Raw genomic sequence first — 17,653 nt, 5'->3', positions numbered from 1 at the left:
CCCAGGCATCGAAGGCGCCCACGAGAAAGGCGGCGTCGAGGGCCAGATCGGCTGGTTCCGCCGCAACCACCTTGCCCCAGTGCCTTCTCTGAACTACTCGTGAGGCTTACGACGTGCGAAGAGAACCGCGTGTGAGACTTCCTCATCCGGACTGCTGAGCAGGAACTGGGCCTCGACCTTGAACCCGGTGTCACGCAACCAGGCGGCAACCTTGTCTGGTTGGCGACGGTGAACGTAAACCTTCATCGGGTGGCCGCCGTAGCCTTCGGTCTTCAGTCGTGACCTGTCGCCCGTGTGAAACAGAAGTTGCAACAGTCCACCTGGACGCAGGACTCGATGAAAGTGCTCGAAGACGGTCGGTACCTCCTCGTCGGGTATGTGGATCAACGACTGCCATGCGAGCAGACCGGCCAGTGAGGCAGCCTGGAGGCTCAGGTTCGTCATCGAGCCCACCGCGAACCGGAGGTGCGGGTGGTCGTGCCGGGCGACGGCGATCATTCCTGGGGATAGGTCGACACCGAAGGCATCGAGACCGAGTTCGTGCAGGTGGGCGGTGATTTGTCCGGGCCCGCAGCCGATGTCTGCTACTGGGCCGCCACCCGCAGCACGCACACCGTCGGCGAACAACATGAGAGCCGCGCGTAGGTACTGGAGCTCGGAAAGGGCGTTGCGAACTTGGTTGGCATAGTTGACGGCGACCGTGTCGTAGGAGGTTCGGGTATCGGCCAACCAGTTGTCCGCGCTCATGACCGGCACGGTAGTCGATGATCACGTCGTAACGGTGCGTGCCACGACGTTGGGGAAGGCAGGCATACCGAGCTCGACGGCTGCTGCTCGGCGTTGAAGGGTGTCGTCTGTCTGGGCGAGCTTTTCCTTGGCGGCGCCAAGGCTGACGCGGAGTCCTTCGGCTTCGCCGAGCCAGCCTTCACGTTCCGCTTCTGCGATGCGAGCGGAGAGGTTGTCGCGGGTCTCGATCAGGCGTTGCCGCTGTTCAGGATCAACGCGAAGGAGCGGGCAGCGAACGCAGCTGTGCTCGTGAATACAGCTGGTCCCGTATGCGCGCCCGCAGTCGCCGAGGGCAAGGCGGCGACGCTCGAAGTGGCCGAGGAACTCATCCCATTCCGGGTCGCTGGGGTGGCGGTATTCCTCACTGGGCCGCAGGCCGCAGCGGCGGGCGATGAAGGCCCTGTGGCCGTTGATGGCCTCCTCGGGATAGACGGCTTTCCAGGACAGCGACAACCTTTCATGAGGTCCTACTGCCGCCACAGGAATACACCATAGCGGACCTTATGGTGTAGCCGGGTATATGTCTGTTTTGGGCGTTTCTCGCGATTATTGGATTACCGTTAATGAAAATCCAGTAATCAGGGCGGACGGACGCCTCGGCGGCTGCTGCTCGGAACTCGGCAACCAGACTGGCTGCTGCGGTCAGGAGCGGAACTGGGTGACCAGGGCGTTGAGTTCGGTGGACATGCGCGCGAGTGCTGAAGTCGCGGACGGGCTCGGCTACTGTCGCGCCTCGGCCGGAAGGGCGCGATCGGCTCAGAGGGCGAGGTCGACGCCGAGAGCCTCGCAGGCCGTGTTGACCGCTGTGCGGGCCGCGGTGGAGGCGGCGTTGTTGTCGTACTCGCCGATCGGATTGGCCGGGTCCTGGGCGGCCTTGCCCGCGGCGACGGCGAGGTTCTTGATCGCCTTCGCGGTGGCACTGCTGCCGGCGGCCTTGGTGAGGGAGGCCGCGAGGTCGTTGAGCACCTTCTTGCTCTCGGCGAGTGGAAGGTCGGCTCCCCCGTTGGTGGCTTTCGCCGCCAGGGCGCTCAGCCCGTTACCGTAGTCTTCCCCGCGGCCGTACAGATCTCCTTGTCAGAGGGCGCGGCGGCGGTGGTGGCCGGTCGGGGCCGCCGGAGTGTCCTCGCCGCACGCGGCGAGACCCATCAGGGAAACCCCGATCAGCACGGCGGAGGCGACTCTCACGATATTCACGCGGCGAGACGCTAGTTGATCATGAAGGTGGCTTCACGGTGGAGGAGCGCGGGACGATGCGACAACGGGTACTGGACGTTCTGGCCGACCGGATCCTCGCGCAGCGGCTGGGCCATCCCACGCGGGTGGGGATCGACGGGCACTCCGCGGCCGGCAAGACCACCCTGGCCGACGCTCTCGCGGACACGCTGCGCGCCCGGACCGCCCGTCCCGTCGCCCGCGTCATGATCGACCACTTCAAACGGCATGTCGACAGGCGGACGACCTACCCCGCCGGTTCTCCGGAGAGCTACTACTTCGAGATGTTCGACGTCGACGCGATCCGCGACGAGTTGCTGATCCCGCTCGGTCCCGGCGGCGATCGCCGCTATCGCACGCAGGTCATGGACCTCAGCGGCCGTACCCCCATCGACTCCGGGCTCCACCATGCCCCCGACGATCTGATCCTGGTCGCCGACGGCGGGTTCCTGCAGAAGCCGGCCCTGTCGCCGCATTGGGATCTGTGCGTCTATCTCCACATCGGCCCCGACGACGTTCTGCGCCGCGGCACGATCCGGGATCAGGCCTGGATGACGTCGGCCGAGGCGGCGGCCACCCGCTACCGCACCTATTACCTGCCGGGCGAGCAGCTCTATCTGGCTGACGTGCATCCCGCCCACCGGGCCGACATCGTCGTGGACAACCGGAACTTCGCGGCGCCTCGCATCCTGCGGGGAGAGTGAGGGGAACCGGTTCTGTCAGAACGATTCTCCTGGCGTTTCCGAGTGAGCGGCGGTACGCCCGATCCGAAACCGAACCACTACTCGGTACTACCGGGTACCGCTATTCGGTGTTACCGTATAGCGGTACCCGGTGCTACGAGGTACCGGGACGGAGGGAAACGCGATGGAAGATCTGACCGAGATGCTGAAGGGCACCCTCGAAGGCTGTGTCCTGCAGATCATCAGCGACGAGGAGACCTACGGTTACGCGATCACCCGCCGCCTCAACGACCTGGGCTTCACCGACGTCATCGACGGCACCGTCTACACCATCCTGCTGCGCCTGGAACGCAACGGTCTGGTCCAGGTGCAGAAACGACCGTCCGAGGTGGGCCCGCCCCGCAAGTTCTACTCGCTCAACGACGCCGGCCGTGCCGAGCTGGCGACGTTCTGGGCGAAGTGGCAGTACGTCTCCGCCCGTATCGACAAGCTCAGGGAGGACGCCCGATGAGTTTCTGGGAGACCATCACCGGCAACGATCTCACCAGGGAGTGGAAGGCGTTCGAGGTCCGGGCGCAGGCCCTGCCGGCCGATCACCGGGCCGCCTGGGCGCAGATCACGAGCAATCTCTTCGGGTACGGGGATTTCACCGGCCGCAACCTGACCCCGATCGCCGACACCGCCCTGAGCCTGCTGGAGCAGGCCGCCGCCGAGGGCCGGAGCGTCGTGGAGGTCCTCGGCGACGACATCCCCGGCTTCTGCGCGGCGCTGGCCGGCGGTGCGGGCGCCCGTACCTACCGCGACCGGTGGCGGGAGCAGTTGAACAGCACCGTCGCCCGTGAACTCGCCCGGCTGGGAGGCTGACCGTGGGGATCCGCGACATCATCGAGGGCAAGAAGCAGTGGCGGGCGCACATGGCCCGGGTGAAGGCGCTGCCGCCGGATTACCGGATCGTCTACACCGAGATCCAGAAGTACCTGTTCAAGGTCGGCCCGGTCACTCTCGCCGGCGATCAGCTGCTGCCGGGCATCGTCGACTTCTTCGCCGAGGGCGCCGCCGACGGCAAGGGGGTCGTGGAGCTGATCGGCACCGACGTCGCCGCGTTCGCCGACGGCCTGATCAAGGATGCGCCCACCTACGCCGACGTCCACCGGGAGGCCACCACATCGACATGATCGTCGAGCGCGCCGGAAACAGAATATCGGTGATCCCGGAACCGGCTGCGCCCCGTACGGCATGATCTCCCACGGCGGAGCCCACGGGCACAGGGAGATCAGAATGGCAACGACGGACGGCAGCACGACGGCGGTGACCGATCCACGCCCGCGGCCGAAGCGGCGCCGCCGGTGGGTGATCGCCGCTGTCGTGCTCGTCGCCGCGGCCGGCGCCACCTTCGTATGGTGGGGCAACCCTCGGATGGGCGAGGGCAGCGTGATCGGTCCCGGGGAGGGCATGTCGTGGGCCGACGACGGCGTGACGGAGACCCGGATGGTGGTACGGGGCAGGCACGCCGCGACGGTGACCGCCACCTTCAGCGTCCGCAACGACGGTCACCTGCCCTTCACCCTGCACGGCCTCGACGTCGACACGGTCGGATGGCTCTCCGGTCAGCAGGTCACCTTCGTACCGGGCGTCCCCGGCTTCGGCGAGCCGGCGACCGCCCGGAACCAGGTGACGCTCGCCCCCGGCGAGGAGGCGAGCGTCCCCTGGTCGCTGACCATGACGTGCCAGCCGACCATGGCGAAGAGTAGCTTCATGACCATCGATGTCCTCCGGTTCCGGGTGAGCTGGCTGGGCATCGCCACCACCCGTGATCTCCCGCTCGAACGGCCGATCACTTTCACCAGCGACAACGAGGTCCCCGGCCTCCCCGCCTGCTGACCGATCCACCCGTGGCCGACGACGCGGTGCACCGTCCCGAGGCTCCCGGAAGCACGATGCCGCCGGACCTCTCACCGCTCATCGCCACCGGGAAACACCGCCGGGAACTGCCGGTCAGTGTGGTGCCGCGACGGTTCGGTCCGGCCGTACCCGGTCAAGGTTCTCTCGGACGACGGTGAAGCCGGCCGACCGGTACAGCGCGACCGCCGCCTGGTTGTCCGCCGGGGTCACCACGGCGACCGCGCTGGCGCCCCGTCCGGTGAGGGCCGCGCACGCGCCCAGCACCGCGTCCCGGCCGTACCCGTGGCCGCGATGCCGGTCGTGGGTGCCGACCGGCTCGAGCAGCCCGCACCGGCCGGGCCCGGCGAACCAGCCGGTCGCCGCCGCGGCCGGTTCGCCGGCGGGGGTGCGCACCAGCACGTCGACGGCGAGGTCGCCGGCCGGGGACTGTTTCATCGTGTGCCAGCGGTCGACCGTGAACGTGGATCCGGTGAACGCGGCCCGCTGCACCAGCACCCGGTCGGCGACGTCGGCGGCGGTCACCGGCACGGCCCGGCTGGTCACCGGCCGCGGCGCCCAGGACAGCACCACCCACCGCTGGTCGGCGACCGGTTCCCAGCCGGGGATGGACACACCGGCGACGGCGTCCGCGCCGAGGTCCACCGCGTCGGCGGCGAGGGTGGCGAGGTCGGCGCCGGGCGCGGTGGTCACGTGCAGCACGGTCCCGTCGAGGACACCCACCGTCACCGGTACGTCGTCGCAGCTCCACAGCAGCACGCCGGCGTCGTCGAAGCGCAGGTGCCAGCCCACGTCGCCGGGGTGCAGGCCGCCGCCGGGCGCATCGGCGGGGGTCCAGGCCGCCAGGGCCCGCAGCGCCGGGCCGGTCGCGGACGGGGTCAGGTGCCGCCGGGTGATCGCCGCCATGCCCGGCACACTATCGTGCCCATCATGGTGGTGAGTGCCGGTGATGTGGCCGTGTTCGAGCAGTCGCGGGGGCGGCTGGAAGCGATCGCCTACCGGCTGCTGGGGTCGGCCGGTGACGCCGAGGACGCCGTGCAGGACACGTTCCTGCGCTGGCAGGCCGCCGACCGGGAGTCGATCGAGACTCCGGTGGCGTGGCTGACCACGGTGCTGACCAACATCTGCCGTAATCAGCTGACGTCGGCGCGGGCCCGCCGGGAGACGTATGTGGGGCAGTGGCTGCCGGAGCCGCTGCCGGCCGGGGACCGGATGCTGGGCCCGGCGGAGACGGCCGAGCAGCGCGATGCCGTGTCGATGGCGGTGCTGACGGTGCTGGAGCGGCTGTCACCGAACGAGCGGGTGGTGTTCGTGCTGCGGGAGGCGTTCGGCTTCCGGCATGCGGAGATCGCCGCGATGCTGGAGTTGTCCGAGGCGAACTGTCAGCAGATCTACCGGCGGGCCCGGGAGCACGTGTCCGCCGCCGGCCGGGTGCGGGAGTTCCCGGACGCGGCGGCGGCCCGGCGGGTGGCCGAGGAGTTCCTGGCGGCGACGATGAGCGGGCAGGTCGAGCCGTTGGTGCGACTGCTGGCGGCGGACGCGGTGAACATCGCCGACGGTGGCGGCCACTTCCCGGCCCGCCGTACCCCGATGGTCGGCGCGCTGATGATCGCCCGGTTCCTGCGCGGCCTGGTGCAGCCGGGGATGGCCGAGCGGTTCCTGCCGGCCGGCGCCGAGGTCGGCATGCACGCGGCGGTCGTCAACGCCGGTCCCGCCATCGTGATCACGGCAGCCGGCCGGGTCGCCGCGGTGGTGTGCCTGAGTGTGGCCGGGGACGGCCGGATCGCCGCGCTGCACGTGCAGGCGAACCCGGAGAAGCTGGCGCACCTGAACCGGGAGTGGTCCAGGTCATAGCGGCGGCCTGTCAGCAATCACCGGGCTGCCCGGTTCAGGAGGTGTCGCACTTCCCGTACCGGATGAGGAGCCACCCATGACCCACCGCATCGTCGTCCTCGGCGCCGGGTACGCCGGCACGCACGCCGCCGGCCGCCTGGCCCGCCGCCTGCACCCGTCCGGCGCCGAGATCACCCTGGTCAGTGCCGAGCCCGATTTCGTGCAGCGGGTGCGCCTGCATCAGGTCGCCGTGGGGCAGCCGGTGCGCCGCCGCGCGTTGCGTGACGTGTTCGCGGCGACGCACGTGTCGGTACGCACCGAGCACGTCACCGCCGTCGACCCGAACCGCCACACCGTGACCCTGACCAGCGGTGAACTCGGCTACGACACTCTGGTGTACGCGCTCGGCAGCACCGCCACGGTGACCGGCGAAGCCCACCACGTCGCCAGCGAACCGGCCGCGCTGCGGCTGCGCGACCGGCTGCGGGAACTGCCCGCCGGCGGTACGGTGCAGATCGTCGGCGGCGGCCTGACCGGGATCGAGGCGGCCACCGAGATCGCCGAGGCCCGCCCGGACCTGACCGTCACGATCGCCGTGCGCGGCGAGTACGGCGACTGGCTCGGCGCGAAGGCCCGCGAACACCTCCACACGGTCACCGCCCGGCTCGGCATCACCGTCGTCGCCCCCGGCACCACGGCTGCGGACGTGACCGTGTGGGCGACCGGTTTCGGGGTGCACCCGATCGCCGCGGACAGCGGCCTGACGGTCGCCGGCGGCGGCCGGATCGTGGTGGACGCGTCGATGCGGTCGGTGTCGCACCCGGACGTGTACGCCGTCGGTGACGCCGCGATCGCTGACGGTCCCGGCGGCAGACCGCTGCGGATGTCGTGCGCCTCCGGCATTCCGATGGCCTGGCAGGCCGCCGACGCGATCGCCGCCCGGCTGACCGGCGGCGCCGTGCCGAAGAACACGATCCGCTATTTCAGCCAGTGCATCAGCCTGGGTCGCCGCGACGGCATCATCCAGCTCGTCACCGCCGACGACCGGGCGTTGCCGACCGCGCTGACCGGCCGGGTGGCGGCCCGGTTCAAGGAGATGGTGTGCGCGGGCGCGGGCTGGAGCATCGGCCATCCCACGCTGATGCTGCCGGCCGTGCGCAGGCAGGTCACCGCGGCCGCGCCGGTCCCCCGCTGACCTGCCGGCCCGGCGCCGCCGCGAGGGTGATCGCCGAACCTTGCGCCGGGTGCGGGCCTGCCGGAAGACCCGGCGTGACGATCAAGGACACTGCCGGTGTACGGGGCCCGAGCGCGGTGGCCACCGTGCCGGCGGCGCTGGCCGGGGGTCTGTCGGGAGGGCCGCAGCGGCTCGAGCGGGCGGGGCGGCCGGTCGGTCGGTGACGCGGGGGCGTCGTTGCCGTACCTCTCGGACGTCGCCCTGGCCGGCCCGGGAGTCCGAGGCGGGCCGTCTTCCAGGCGTGGTGACGCTGCGCCCGGCCCCGCCGTTGTCCCGGCCGGCCGTCTCCGGTCTCCTGACGGGCCGTTTCCGGGCCGTTGTCCTGACCAGCCCCGCCGGTCTCCTGACCGGCCGCGGGAAAATGTCGGGGGGTGTCTCTAGTGTTCGCGGCATGACGGGGCGGGAACGGGCGGCGCTGCGCCGCTGGCAGCGGATCCGGCACTATGCCGTGCCGGAGTGGATGGTCGCCGAGTGCACGGCGGCGCGGGAGCGTGGTGACTGGCGGCGGGCCTGCGAGGCCGCCGGAGTCGTGGCCGGGTCGGTGAGCCCGGCGTCCTGGTGCGCTGACACGCTGGGCGGGTTCGCCCCGGATCTGCTGCGCTGGCACGCGCCCCGAGCGGGTGGCGGGCACACCACGATCGCCACCGATCTCGATCTCGTGCTGACGCCGGACGCGCCGTTCGGGCCGGACACACCGGTGCTGGCGGTGCGGACCCCGCCGGAGGTGTACGCGCCGCAGCGGATGCGGTTGCGGCCGATCCGGGCCGGCAGTCTGGATCCGTTGCGGACGGTGTGGCTGGCGCCCTACCAGTGGGATGCCCGCCGGGCCGGTGAGGTGCGCGCCGCGGTCGGCGGTGACGGCCGGCGGATCCCGTTCTTCGCGGCGGACGGCGGCCTGCTGCCGGTGGCCGCGCTGGGGTGTGATGACGACGGCCCGGCCCGGGCCGAGCGAGCCTGGCTGACCCGGGCCGCCGGGCCGCAGTCGCGGGGAGAGGCACCGACCGGAGACGGGCGGCCGGCGCCGCGGTGGCGCCGGGCCATCGGGCCGCAGTGGCAGGAGGCAGGACTGCTGCCGGCCGAGGCGCTGACCGGGGACGAGTGGCCGGCGCCGCGGTGGCGGCAGGTCGCCGCGGTCGTCGACCCGTGGCGGCTGACCGCGGAGGCGCGCCGTCTGGCCGCGCTGACCGGCCGCCCGCATTGGATGATGCGGTATCCGCGCGACGGCTCGGCGATCCGTGTGGAGGTCGGCGGTGACACGGTCCGGGCCGTCATCGTGCAGCAGGAGCCTGCTGCCGGGCTGCCGTGGCTGCATCCGGCGCAGGTGGGTTTCTCCGCCGATCTTCAGCTGCTGCGGCACGACATGATCGATTCTGCGGAGTTGCATCCGCTGGTGCGGGCGGCGCTGTTCCCCGCGCGGTGGCCGGCCCGGGCCGGCGAGCGCGAACCCGGGCACCGCCTGCGGGCCGTCGCCCGGCCGGGACCGGCGGAGACGCGGGACGGCGCTCGCCCGGCGCCGACGGACACGCCGGTGGTGCCGGCCCGGCATCAGGACGACCAGTGTGAGGTATGGGCCGGTGCCCGGCCGGCACCGGCGGGGACGCCGGTGGTGCCGGTCCGGTGTCAGGACGACCCGCGTGAGATGCGGGATGACGCCCGGCCGGCGCGGACGGAGGTGCCGGTGGTGCCAGTCCGATGTCAGGACGACCAGGGTGAGGTACGGGCCGGCGCCCGGGTGGCGCCGGCCGGGCATCAGGACGACCGACATGAGGTGCGGGCCGGTGCCCGGCCGGCGCCGGCGGGGACGCCGGTGGTGCCGGTCCGGTGTCAGGACGACCGGCATGGGATGCGGGACGGCGCCCGGGTGGTGCCGGCGGGGACGCGGGTGGTGCTGGTGCGGTGTCAGGACGGCCGGCATGAGGTGCGGGAGCGGGCCGGGTGGCTGTCGCTGGCCGCTCACAGTGACGGCGAGATCGCCCGGGAGCAGGCGATGCGGGCGTTCGGTGGGGCGCCGAGTGGTTGTTTCGCGGCCACGCAGGGCTGGTCGGGGCCGCAGGGACGGTTGCCGCGACGGCTGCGGCAGGCGCGGGCCGATCTGTGGCAGCGGATGCTGCACGGCGGCACCCGGGCGGTGCTGGAGCTGCTCGACGCCGGGATGGATCCGATGATCCGCGACGGCGCGGGCCGGGCCCTGATCCACCGGGTGGGCGCGTTCGGGCCCGGGCTGCTGCCGGCGTTGCTGGCCGCCGGGGCACCGGTCGACGCCCCGGACCGGCAGGGCCGGACCGCGCTGGCGTACGCGGTGGTGGAGGACTGGCCGTTCGAGCTGATCACCGCGTTGATCGAGGCCGGCGCCGATCCGCACGCCGGGGCGGGCGACGTCCTGGATCCGGCGCTGGTGCCGCCGTTGATCGCGTCGGCGCGGGACGGCCGTGGCCTGATCGACCCGGATTCCTACCGGCGGGCCACCCGCAGGACCCGCGCCGTGTCACACATGTGACCCCCACCAATTCATATTTTGCAGATAGGCTTTACAGGGTCTGACGGGAACACGGGGAGTCCATCCATGACGCAGCGGCTGCATCTCGCGCTCGACGTGACCGGCGAGGACGTCGAGGACCGGGTGCTGGCCGCCGAGGCGGCCGGCTTCGCTTTCGTCACCCTGACCGACTCCCCCGTTCCCGCCGGGATCGAGGCCGGGGTGCGGGCGGCGTTCCTGTCCCGGCGTACCTCCCGGATCGGCATCCTGCCGCAACTGCACGCCACCGTGACCGAACCGTTCCATCTGGCCACCCAGCTCGCCTCCCTGGATCACGCGTCGCAAGGCCGGGCCGGGTGGCTGGTCGGCGCGGACAGCAGCCCGGCCGCGTTCGCCTCCGTCGGCGAACCGCCCGTGACGGGCGACGACCTGCGGCGCGAGGTCGACGACGTGATCGACGTGGCCCGCCGGCTGTGGGATTCGTGGGAGGACGACGCGATCATCCGGGACACCGCGACCGGCCGGTTCCTCGACCCGGACCGGGTGCATCACGTGGACTTCACCGGCGCCCGGTTCTCGGTGACCGGCCCGCTGATCACGCCTCGGCCACCGCAGGGGCAGCTGGTCGTGGCCGGCGCGGACACCCTCGCGGTGACCGGCCGGCTCGACATCGCCCTGGTCGCGGCCGAGGGAGCCGACGAGATCGCCGGCCGGGCGGTCCGGGCCCGCGCCGACGGCGCCCGGCTGGTGTTCGCCGACGTCGACGCCCTCGACGTGCGGCTGCTGGACCGGCTGGCGGGAGTGGTGGACGGTGTGCGCCTGCGGGCCGCCGTCACCGGCGCGGACCTGCCCGCCGTGGCGGCCGCGATCGGGCCACCCCCGCCGGCCCGCCGCACCCTGCGGGAGACGCTCGGCCTGCCCCGCCCCGCCAACCGGTACACCCTGTCCCGCCTCGTCGACCAGAACGCGTGAGGAGTGACAGCGGGTTAGACGGCGGCCGGTGCGGTGGTGAGCTGCCAGGCGGCGTATCCGCCGAGCAGGTCGGAGACGTCGGGGTGGCCGGTGGCGCGCAGCAGGCTGGCGGCGACGGAGGAGCGGTAGCCGCCGGCGCAGTGCATGACGACTGGCCGGTCGGTGGGGATCTCGGTGAGGCGGCGGGACAGTTCGGCCAGGGGGATATGCGTCGAGCCGTCGATGGCGCCGTGTTCGCGTTCGCCGGCGGTGCGGACGTCGAGGATCACGGGTGGCTGCGGGCTGTCGAGGGCGGTGCGCAGGTCGTCGGCGGTGACCCGGCTGGCGCGGGTGAGTTCGGATGCCATCTGCGGCAGGGCGGTCTCGGGTTCGTTCAGGTAGCCGAGGACCTGGTCGAAGCCGATGCGGGCGAGGCGGATGACGATCTCTTCGGCACGGTCGGGGTCGGCGACCACGAGCAGCCGGTCGCCGGGCTGGGCGACGGTGCCGGCGGTTTCGGCGAACCGGCCGTCGGCGGGGATGTTCAGCGCCCCCTTGAGGTGTCCGGCGGCGTAGTCGTGCGGGTCGCGGGCGTCGATGACGATGGCGCCGGCGGTGCGGGCGGCCGCGAAGTCGGTGACGGTCAGCGCCTGGGGGCCGGTGGTGTGGTCGAACAGGTTGCGGGCCTGGCGGTTGAGGGCGGCGTCGAAGGCGAAGTAGCCGGGGGCGGCGGGCTGTCCGGCGGTGACCAGGGCGCGGAACTGCTCGACGCTCATCGGGGCGCAGGCGTAGTTGGTGCGGCGCTGTTCGCCGATGGTGGACTGGCGTTCGGTGGACAGGTTCTTGCCGCAGGCGGATCCGGCGCCGTGGGCGGGGAACACTCGTACTTGGCGCTCGGGGACTAACGTTCGGGAGAGTCCCGCTAAGGGTGATCTTGGTCTTTCAGGGAATCGGCGGCGTTGACGCCGGGTGCCCGCGCTGCGCAGCAGGGACCCCAGCTCTGGAGAACCGATCGCCGATCGCCGGTACTTGAGCCGGAGTCCCTGCCGATTTTCGTCAGTTTTCGATGTTGAATGCGTGCCCGCCGCCGTGGTTGGCGTAGCGGTTGCAGTGCCAGCCGGTCGGGCTCTGTGCCGGGCAGCATGCGGAGTGGATGGCCCAACGGTAGGTGTCCTGCAGTTCGTCGTACTTGCTGCGGTGGTGCCAGGCCAGCCAGTACCCCTGGTACGGCTCTCCGCCGGAGCCTTCGCCTTCCACGAACATCTCGCACTCGCCCGGGTGCCCGGCTGCGAGCTCGCACGCGGCGACCTTCACGTTGGGGTATCGGTGCTGGTCGGGGTGGTCGGTGTCCAGGTAGACGCCGTACTTGCCGTTGAGGTCTTTGATCGAGATCCGGACGTACGACTCGCACTGGGCGTGAAAGTCCACGCTGGTCAAATCGGCTCCTCATGCTCGACTGCCCAAGCCACGGTTGCGGCTACGCGGAAAGCACCAGCGTCTACCATGACGCACCTATTCCCGTCAATGAAAATATTCTCGATGTGAGGGAAGGATCAGGCGGCGCGGGTCTGCGCAGCGACGGTCCGGAACGGGTAGGTGTACTCGGCGCCGCAGCCGGCGCACCAGGCGCGGAACAGCGCGCTGGTCGGGGTGTCGGCCTCGGCGGGCTCGACCTCGTACCGGACGCCGTCGATCAGGGCGTAGAGCCGCGGCCAGCGGAAGCGGCAGATGCAGGTTCCGTTCATGCCGGCACCTCGCCGTCGTCGCGGGCCGGGGCGGGGTCCTGGGCTCGCCATTCGCGCGGTTTGGCGCCGGTGGCATCGGCGACCGCGGCGACGTCGCGGTGGCCGTAGGCGGTGCGCACGCCGGAGATGGACATGCCGGCGGCCGCGGCGAGGTCACCGAGAGTGTAGGGGCGGGGCTGGACGAACTCGCGGCCGTACGCGAGCAGCTCGCGGATCAGCTCCTCGGCCTGCTCCTTGGCCCGCCGGGCGTCGCCGAGGGCGGAGATTAGCGGGTCGACCTGGCCCTCCTCCCAGGACAGCCGCAGCATCTCGGTCGTCTGCTCCTGGTCCCGGGCCGCTTGGTCGCGCATTTCGAGGAAGCCGTCGTGCTCTTCCTCGTCGGGTTCGGGCCGCGGGATCGGGTGCATGATCGCGGCCAGGTCGCTGAAGATGTCTCGTCTACTCACGACATACATTTTGCGCACTCATTTGCGATGATCGCAATGCTGTGCGGGAACCGCAAGGTGGAGCGGCTGTCGCAGTGTCCGGGAATCGAATGTTTTCCGGACAAGATCATTTCTAGACGCGAGAGGATCTTCACCGGCCTCGAAAGTGTCCGAGAAACTGTCCGGGAACTGGTCTGTCCGAGAACGCCGGGAGCGGACGATTCTCGTACGTTTGACGGGTGACCGAGACTGCTGCGGACCTCTCCGTCGACGCCGACGTCCTTGAACCGTTCCCCGCCCCGGCCGCAGGCGGCTTCCTGGTCGGCTACGGCCGGGTCTCCACCCGGCAGCAGAACCTCGACCGGCAGATCCGCGCGCTCACCAAGGCCGGCTGCGCGAAGATCTTCACCGACAAGCGCTCCGGCAAGAACACCGACCGGTCCGAGCTCACCGCGTGCCTGGCGTATCTGCGCGAGGGCGACACCCTGGTCGTGCCGAGCCTCGACCGGCTTGCCCGCTCGCTGCAAGACCTGATCACCCTGACCGTCGAGCTGCGCCGGCGCGGCATCGGCTTCAAGAGCCTGCACGAAGCCCTCGACACCACCACCCCGGGTGGCCGGCTCGTCTTCCACGTCTTCGCCGCGCTGGCCGAGTTCATCCGCGAGCTGATCATCGAGAACACCCGCGACGGCGTCGCTGCGGCCAAGGCCCGCGGCCAGCGTCTCGGCCGACCGCCGGCGATGACCCCGGAGCAGATCGATCACGCCCTTGCCCTGCTGACGCAGCCGAAGGCCAGCGTCAAGGCGATCGCCACCCTGCTAGGGGTATCCCGCTCCACCCTCTACACCCACGTGCCGCAGCTCGCCGCGATCCGCGCGAAAGCCCGCACCGACACCGCCACGGTGGTGCCCGCGCCGCGACCGCCGATCACCCGCGATCCCGGCGCCTGGTGGGAGCACAGCGACTTCACCCTCGACCACACCAGCACCGGCTGGCAGCTGACCCACCCGCGCTACCCGGCCGGGCCCGACGAGGTCATCCCCGTCGATGATTACCCGCCCGGATCGGTCCGGCTGCGCCGCACGATCCTGGCCGCCCAGACGGCGGCCGCGACCGCAATCACCGATCTGACCGGCCGAGCCGTCGACGTCTGGGAAGAGGACGAGGACGGCGCCGCCGATCCGTACTGGACCGCCCTACTGGTTCAGGACGCAGCCCATGACGGTCAGCCAGCGCTCGACGCTGCCGGGCCCGCTGCCGCTGGAGAAGTACGACAAGCTCCTCATCGCCGCGCCGGAGAGCTGACCGGCGACTGATAGAACGGTTGACGATATATAACGGCCGCCGTAGTTTACTCGCCTATGCAGGAACCTACCTTTCTGATTCTCACCGCGCTTGCGGCACAACCACGGCACGGCTACGGCGTCGTGCAAGCCGTCGACGACCTCTCCGGGGGCGAGGTCAAGTTGCGGCCCGGCACTCTCTACGGCGCGCTGGACAGGCTCGCCGAGCAGGGCCTGATCCAGGTGGACCGGGAGGAGGCGGTCGAGGGGCGGCTGCGCCGCTACTACCGGCTCAGTGACAGCGGTGCGGCGGCCCTGCTGGGCGAGGTCGAGCGGCTCCGGCGCCGGACCGAAGCGGCCGAAGCCCAGCTACGCGGGCGCGGCATCGTTCCCGGCCTGCCGCGTACGGCACTCGCGGGGGGTGCCGCGTGACCGGGGCGCACTGGCCGGTCGCCGACGAGCGACTGGAACGGCACTACCGGCGCCTGCTCCTCGCGTACCCGAGAAGTTATCGGCGCCAGCACGGCACCGAGATCGTGACCACCCTCTTGGAGATGGCCGAGCCCGGCCGCCGCCGACCGGCGGCGGGCGAGGCCTGGCATCTGCTCGCCAGCGGTGTGCAGCAACGCTTCCGGGTACCCCGCCGGTCATTGGCGGTGCTCGCCGCAGTGCTGGTCGCGGTGACGCTGGGTGCGTTCGGCGCGGCCGCCGGGAGCTGGGCCGGGGAGCGTACGTTCGCCGAGCTGCCCTCCGAGACCGCCGCGAACGAGCTCGTCGCGATCGCCGTGGAGAACCCGGACGAGTCCGGGGTGGGCCACCCGCGCGAGACGATCCAGCCGAACCAGTGGAACGAGCCCGGGCTTGCGGGCCGCGTCCACCTGACCGCGCTGCTGGAGCAGACGCAGCCGGGACCCACGCCGATGTGGACCGTCGAGCAGACCCGTGACCGCCTGGCCGCCGCCGGCTGGACCATCACCGAGTTCACGGTCCGGCCGCTGAACCCGGAGCCGCCGGAAGTGCTCGCGGCGCGGGGCACGCACGCCCGGTACGAGCACCTGCGGCGGGCCGCGAGGCTGACCGCCGAGCGGGACGGCCTAGTCCTGTACGGGCAGGTGACCGACGCCATCGGTCCCCCAACGCTCGACAACCTTCCGCCCGGCGTGACCATGTACAACGGTGTCCTCGAAGCCGCCGTCTTCGCCCGGCGCACCGGGGAGTACCTGCCGCTGACCGTGGCCGGGGGCGTGCTGGCCGGGTGGCTGCTGGTCGCCGGTCTCACATACCGGACGAGGGGGTCACGGAGTCGCCACCGGACCGCAGCGGTCCTCACCGGCCTGGCCTTGGCCGTCGCAAGCCTGCCGGTGTATGTGGTCCTGGTGAATGCCGCCCTGCTCGTCTGGCACGCCGGCGACAGGTCGCAGCCGGTCCGCACCCTTTACGACCAGCTTCTGCCGGGCGATTCCCTGGGGGTTGGCCCGCCCTGGCTGATGGTTGCGTGTGTCGTATCGGCGGCCGTAGCCGCCACCGCGGCGGTCTTCGTCGCCTCGACCGGCTTGGGCCGGCGAGACGCCGCGGTGCAGCCGGGCTGACCGGCACGGGCACCGGGACACCGGTGCCCGCAACCACGCCGCTCCGGCGAGGGGTCTCGTTTTACCTCGATGCCTACTCCGGCCGAGACTGCGATGTCACCCGATGGGCCCGGGCGCCACGTCCATGATCGACAGAACGGGCCCTGATCTGCACAGTCAGAAATGCGTGAGATCCGTGCCAGACCGGCGGGATTCGATCAAAGGGTGTCTTCATGCGACCTCGGCGCTGCGGGGCCTTTGGGCGCTCCCTCAGCATCATGGCGGTTCCGCACGAATTTCATGATCAACATGCTTACCGCGACGATGGCCGCGACGATGGCAAGACCGAAGAGGATTACGACGATGACGGTTGCAGTCATAATTTACTCCTGGATGTGAACTAGTTGAGGCCCGGAATTTTATCGCCGAGTATCCACCTTCGTCTTAGCCTAGATGATTTGAGGGTCGCGGTGGCGGTCGCGTCCCGGCTGCCTTGAGGCGTGATGGTCGCCGCCAAGGGCCACCCTCTCCGCAGCGACCCAAAGATTCTTCAACCATGATATAGGCTGCACGAAAGGGCCTCCCCGTAGAGAAATGTAAGGCGATTCGCATTGCCCACTCTCTCTACTGGAGAGGCATCTCCGTTTACCTACCCGCTGGCAAGTTCCACAACTTGATACCTCAGTTAGTTGTGGTAGGTGAACGCACCCGAAGAAAGATTGGTCCTCGCGCCCATGTATGCGGTGATCTGGACGGGACTGCCATCCCAGGCCACCGTGGTTTCAGCCGCGAAGCGGACGTCGGAAGAGTTGATTCGATACACCCTCTGGTTAGCCATGCTGCAGAGGATGCAGTGGCCGCCGCGGCTGTTCGGATCAAAGCTCGTGATCGTGGCGCTGGTGCCGAACGTCTTGCGCCAGTTGAACCGGAAGTACATTCGCATAATGCCGAGGTTCACGTCGGCCAGGCAGTTGGAGTAGGTCGCGCTGTAGGCGGTGCTACTTGTGGCGCATCCCGAGACCGACTGCGCGGACACCCCGCCTTGGCCCTCGGGCTGCGGGATCTGCGTCCCCGACACGGCAATCGAGCCGTCGGCGTAGGTGCTGACGGTCTCCTTCATGCCCCCGCTGACCTGGACCCGTTCGCTGACAGGCTTCGTATTCGCGGTCAGGGACAGCCAGCGGTCGGCGGAGTCCATCTTGGCGATGAGGGAGTCCTGGACGGCGTCGCTCACCTCGTACTGGTCGAAGAAGGCGCGGAGCTGCACTTCGGCAACCGGGTCAACGCTTGAGGGTGCTGCCAGCGCCGGCGAGGACAGAGATCCCGCGGCAACGGTGGCGGCGATGATGCAACCCACGAGTCTTGCGATCTTCAAGGTGGCCCCTTTGGTTGGATGTGCGCAGGGGCCCAGGCCAGGACAGCGGTCGCCGCCCCTGGGTCGTCGTCGATGAGAACCGGCCCCCGTGCCGATTAATCGATCTAAATCTATGAACTTAGATATGTCAATGGAACGAGTTTGAATATCCGCGCAGATCATTGCGGGCGTTTACCCCTAGGC

General features: G+C 70.4%; 22 protein-coding genes. 12 read left to right on the top strand and 10 right to left on the bottom strand.

Annotation, left to right across the window (positions count from 1 at the left end; all coding sequences use genetic code 11):
- Positions 1-93: 93 nt before the first annotated feature.
- From Aut01nite_RS37610 to Aut01nite_RS37600, 3 genes are all read right to left on the bottom strand, one after another.
- Positions 94-747, bottom strand: coding sequence for a class I SAM-dependent methyltransferase (locus tag Aut01nite_RS37610; protein ID WP_043526937.1), 654 nt, complete (start codon positions 745-747; stop codon positions 94-96).
- A gap of 21 nt (positions 748-768) precedes the next feature.
- A complete protein-coding gene (locus Aut01nite_RS37605) occupies positions 769-1,239 on the bottom strand; it encodes a hypothetical protein (protein ID WP_052163913.1) in 471 nt (156 codons plus the stop codon).
- 303 nt (positions 1,240-1,542) lie between these two features.
- Positions 1,543-1,752, bottom strand: a complete 210-nt coding sequence (locus tag Aut01nite_RS37600) for a hypothetical protein (protein WP_043526764.1) — start codon at positions 1,750-1,752, stop codon at positions 1,543-1,545.
- A gap of 284 nt (positions 1,753-2,036) precedes the next feature.
- Between Aut01nite_RS37600 and Aut01nite_RS37595 the strand changes: the two genes are divergently transcribed.
- The 5 genes from Aut01nite_RS37595 (at position 2,037) to Aut01nite_RS37575 (ending at position 4,562) form a co-directional block, all read left to right on the top strand.
- A complete protein-coding gene (locus Aut01nite_RS37595) occupies positions 2,037-2,702 on the top strand; it encodes a nucleoside/nucleotide kinase family protein (RefSeq protein ID WP_043526941.1) in 666 nt (221 codons plus the stop codon).
- 163 nt (positions 2,703-2,865) lie between these two features.
- Entirely contained in the window at positions 2,866-3,192 is a 327-nt protein-coding gene (locus Aut01nite_RS37590) for a PadR family transcriptional regulator (RefSeq protein ID WP_043526766.1), read from the top strand.
- Positions 3,189-3,545 carry a DUF1048 domain-containing protein gene (locus Aut01nite_RS37585; RefSeq protein WP_043526767.1) on the top strand — a complete coding sequence of 119 codons (357 nt, stop codon included), beginning with the start codon at positions 3,189-3,191 and terminating at the stop codon, positions 3,543-3,545. Before Aut01nite_RS37590 ends, Aut01nite_RS37585 begins: the two co-directional genes overlap by 4 nt.
- 2 nt (positions 3,546-3,547) lie before the next feature.
- Entirely contained in the window at positions 3,548-3,856 is a 309-nt protein-coding gene (locus tag Aut01nite_RS37580) for a DUF1048 domain-containing protein (RefSeq protein ID WP_043526769.1), read from the top strand.
- Between the two features lie 103 nt (positions 3,857-3,959).
- Positions 3,960-4,562 (top strand): hypothetical protein, encoded by a 603-nt coding sequence (locus Aut01nite_RS37575; RefSeq protein WP_152628793.1) that lies wholly within the window; start codon positions 3,960-3,962, stop codon positions 4,560-4,562.
- 114 nt (positions 4,563-4,676) lie between these two features.
- On the opposite strand, the gene Aut01nite_RS37570 is transcribed toward Aut01nite_RS37575, so the two are convergent.
- On the bottom strand, positions 4,677-5,486 hold the full coding sequence (locus tag Aut01nite_RS37570; RefSeq protein WP_043526772.1) for a GNAT family N-acetyltransferase: 810 nt from the start codon (positions 5,484-5,486) through the stop codon (positions 4,677-4,679).
- A 24-nt stretch (positions 5,487-5,510) separates the two neighbouring features.
- Here Aut01nite_RS37570 and sigJ point away from each other — a divergent pair, with 24 nt between their 5' ends.
- The 4 genes from sigJ to Aut01nite_RS37550 all read left to right on the top strand — a co-directional run bounded on the left by sigJ (position 5,511) and on the right by Aut01nite_RS37550 (position 11,095).
- The gene (gene sigJ / locus Aut01nite_RS37565; RefSeq protein ID WP_204037889.1) at positions 5,511-6,434 is read left to right on the top strand and encodes an RNA polymerase sigma factor SigJ; all 924 of its coding nucleotides are present in this window, start codon (positions 5,511-5,513) and stop codon (positions 6,432-6,434) included.
- Positions 6,435-6,510: 76 nt separating this feature from the next.
- Positions 6,511-7,608 (top strand): NAD(P)/FAD-dependent oxidoreductase, encoded by a 1,098-nt coding sequence (locus Aut01nite_RS37560; protein WP_043526774.1) that lies wholly within the window; start codon positions 6,511-6,513, stop codon positions 7,606-7,608.
- Between the two features lie 430 nt (positions 7,609-8,038).
- The gene (locus tag Aut01nite_RS37555; protein WP_043526776.1) at positions 8,039-10,144 is read left to right on the top strand and encodes a hypothetical protein; all 2,106 of its coding nucleotides are present in this window, start codon (positions 8,039-8,041) and stop codon (positions 10,142-10,144) included.
- A 66-nt stretch (positions 10,145-10,210) separates the two neighbouring features.
- Entirely contained in the window at positions 10,211-11,095 is an 885-nt protein-coding gene (locus tag Aut01nite_RS37550) for an LLM class flavin-dependent oxidoreductase (RefSeq protein ID WP_043526778.1), read from the top strand.
- Positions 11,096-11,109: 14 nt separating this feature from the next.
- Here Aut01nite_RS37550 and Aut01nite_RS37545 read toward each other — a convergent pair whose 3' ends face one another.
- The 4 genes from Aut01nite_RS37545 to Aut01nite_RS37530 all read right to left on the bottom strand — a co-directional run bounded on the left by Aut01nite_RS37545 (position 11,110) and on the right by Aut01nite_RS37530 (position 13,274).
- Positions 11,110-11,955, bottom strand: a complete 846-nt coding sequence (locus Aut01nite_RS37545; protein WP_236642776.1) for a rhodanese-like domain-containing protein — start codon at positions 11,953-11,955, stop codon at positions 11,110-11,112.
- A gap of 175 nt (positions 11,956-12,130) precedes the next feature.
- Positions 12,131-12,511 (bottom strand): hypothetical protein, encoded by a 381-nt coding sequence (locus Aut01nite_RS37540; RefSeq protein ID WP_152628794.1) that lies wholly within the window; start codon positions 12,509-12,511, stop codon positions 12,131-12,133.
- Positions 12,512-12,627: 116 nt separating this feature from the next.
- Positions 12,628-12,819, bottom strand: a complete 192-nt coding sequence (locus Aut01nite_RS37535; RefSeq protein ID WP_043526781.1) for a hypothetical protein — start codon at positions 12,817-12,819, stop codon at positions 12,628-12,630.
- Positions 12,816-13,274 carry a hypothetical protein gene (locus Aut01nite_RS37530; protein ID WP_239124635.1) on the bottom strand — a complete coding sequence of 153 codons (459 nt, stop codon included), beginning with the start codon at positions 13,272-13,274 and terminating at the stop codon, positions 12,816-12,818. Before Aut01nite_RS37530 ends, Aut01nite_RS37535 begins: the two co-directional genes overlap by 4 nt.
- Positions 13,275-13,483: 209 nt before the next feature.
- On the opposite strand from Aut01nite_RS37530, the gene Aut01nite_RS45000 reads away from it, so the two are divergent.
- The 3 genes from Aut01nite_RS45000 to Aut01nite_RS37515 are packed head-to-tail and all read left to right on the top strand — an operon-like array spanning position 13,484 to position 16,116.
- Complete coding sequence (locus Aut01nite_RS45000) at positions 13,484-14,560, top strand: recombinase family protein (protein ID WP_083999227.1); 1,077 nt, start codon at positions 13,484-13,486, stop codon at positions 14,558-14,560.
- 45 nt (positions 14,561-14,605) lie between these two features.
- Positions 14,606-14,959, top strand: coding sequence for a PadR family transcriptional regulator (locus tag Aut01nite_RS37520; protein ID WP_043526783.1), 354 nt, complete (start codon positions 14,606-14,608; stop codon positions 14,957-14,959).
- Entirely contained in the window at positions 14,956-16,116 is a 1,161-nt protein-coding gene (locus tag Aut01nite_RS37515) for a hypothetical protein (protein WP_052163915.1), read from the top strand. The genes Aut01nite_RS37520 and Aut01nite_RS37515 overlap by 4 nt, the downstream gene beginning before the upstream one ends.
- Before the next feature lie 197 nt (positions 16,117-16,313).
- Here Aut01nite_RS37515 and Aut01nite_RS37510 read toward each other — a convergent pair whose 3' ends face one another.
- Together Aut01nite_RS37510 and Aut01nite_RS37505 are read right to left on the bottom strand one after the other, a co-directional pair.
- Positions 16,314-16,475: a hypothetical protein gene (locus tag Aut01nite_RS37510; RefSeq protein ID WP_161790662.1), complete on the bottom strand. Its 162-nt coding sequence runs from the start codon at positions 16,473-16,475 to the stop codon at positions 16,314-16,316.
- Positions 16,476-16,780: 305 nt separating this feature from the next.
- A complete protein-coding gene (locus tag Aut01nite_RS37505; RefSeq protein WP_152628795.1) occupies positions 16,781-17,470 on the bottom strand; it encodes a hypothetical protein in 690 nt (229 codons plus the stop codon).
- Positions 17,471-17,653: the final 183 nt, after the last annotated feature.

It is taken from the genome of Actinoplanes utahensis (assembly GCF_016862455.1).
GTDB lineage: Bacteria > Actinomycetota > Actinomycetes > Mycobacteriales > Micromonosporaceae > Actinoplanes > Actinoplanes utahensis.
This window is presented reverse-complemented; position numbering and strand designations above follow the sequence as displayed.

Bases quoted from the DNA above. Each gene is read 5' to 3' on its own strand.
- sigJ (WP_204037889.1), top strand. From the start codon at position 5,511: ATGGTGGTGAGTGCCGGTGATGTGGCCGTGTTCGAGCAGTCGCGGGGG.
- Aut01nite_RS37555 (WP_043526776.1), top strand. From the start codon at position 8,039: ATGACGGGGCGGGAACGGGCGGCGCTGCGCCGCTGGCAGCGGATCCGG.
- Aut01nite_RS37510 (WP_161790662.1), bottom strand. From the start codon at position 16,475: ATGACTGCAACCGTCATCGTCGTAATCCTCTTCGGTCTTGCCATCGTC.
- Aut01nite_RS37530 (WP_239124635.1), bottom strand. From the start codon at position 13,274: ATGTATGTCGTGAGTAGACGAGACATCTTCAGCGACCTGGCCGCGATC.
- Aut01nite_RS37575 (WP_152628793.1), top strand. From the start codon at position 3,960: ATGGCAACGACGGACGGCAGCACGACGGCGGTGACCGATCCACGCCCG.
- Aut01nite_RS37520 (WP_043526783.1), top strand. From the start codon at position 14,606: ATGCAGGAACCTACCTTTCTGATTCTCACCGCGCTTGCGGCACAACCA.
- Aut01nite_RS37610 (WP_043526937.1), bottom strand. From the start codon at position 747: ATGAGCGCGGACAACTGGTTGGCCGATACCCGAACCTCCTACGACACG.
- Aut01nite_RS37570 (WP_043526772.1), bottom strand. From the start codon at position 5,486: ATGGCGGCGATCACCCGGCGGCACCTGACCCCGTCCGCGACCGGCCCG.
- Aut01nite_RS37585 (WP_043526767.1), top strand. From the start codon at position 3,189: ATGAGTTTCTGGGAGACCATCACCGGCAACGATCTCACCAGGGAGTGG.
- Aut01nite_RS37550 (WP_043526778.1), top strand. From the start codon at position 10,211: ATGACGCAGCGGCTGCATCTCGCGCTCGACGTGACCGGCGAGGACGTC.
- Aut01nite_RS37590 (WP_043526766.1), top strand. From the start codon at position 2,866: ATGGAAGATCTGACCGAGATGCTGAAGGGCACCCTCGAAGGCTGTGTC.
- Aut01nite_RS37595 (WP_043526941.1), top strand. From the start codon at position 2,037: ATGCGACAACGGGTACTGGACGTTCTGGCCGACCGGATCCTCGCGCAG.
- Aut01nite_RS37535 (WP_043526781.1), bottom strand. From the start codon at position 12,819: ATGAACGGAACCTGCATCTGCCGCTTCCGCTGGCCGCGGCTCTACGCC.
- Aut01nite_RS37560 (WP_043526774.1), top strand. From the start codon at position 6,511: ATGACCCACCGCATCGTCGTCCTCGGCGCCGGGTACGCCGGCACGCAC.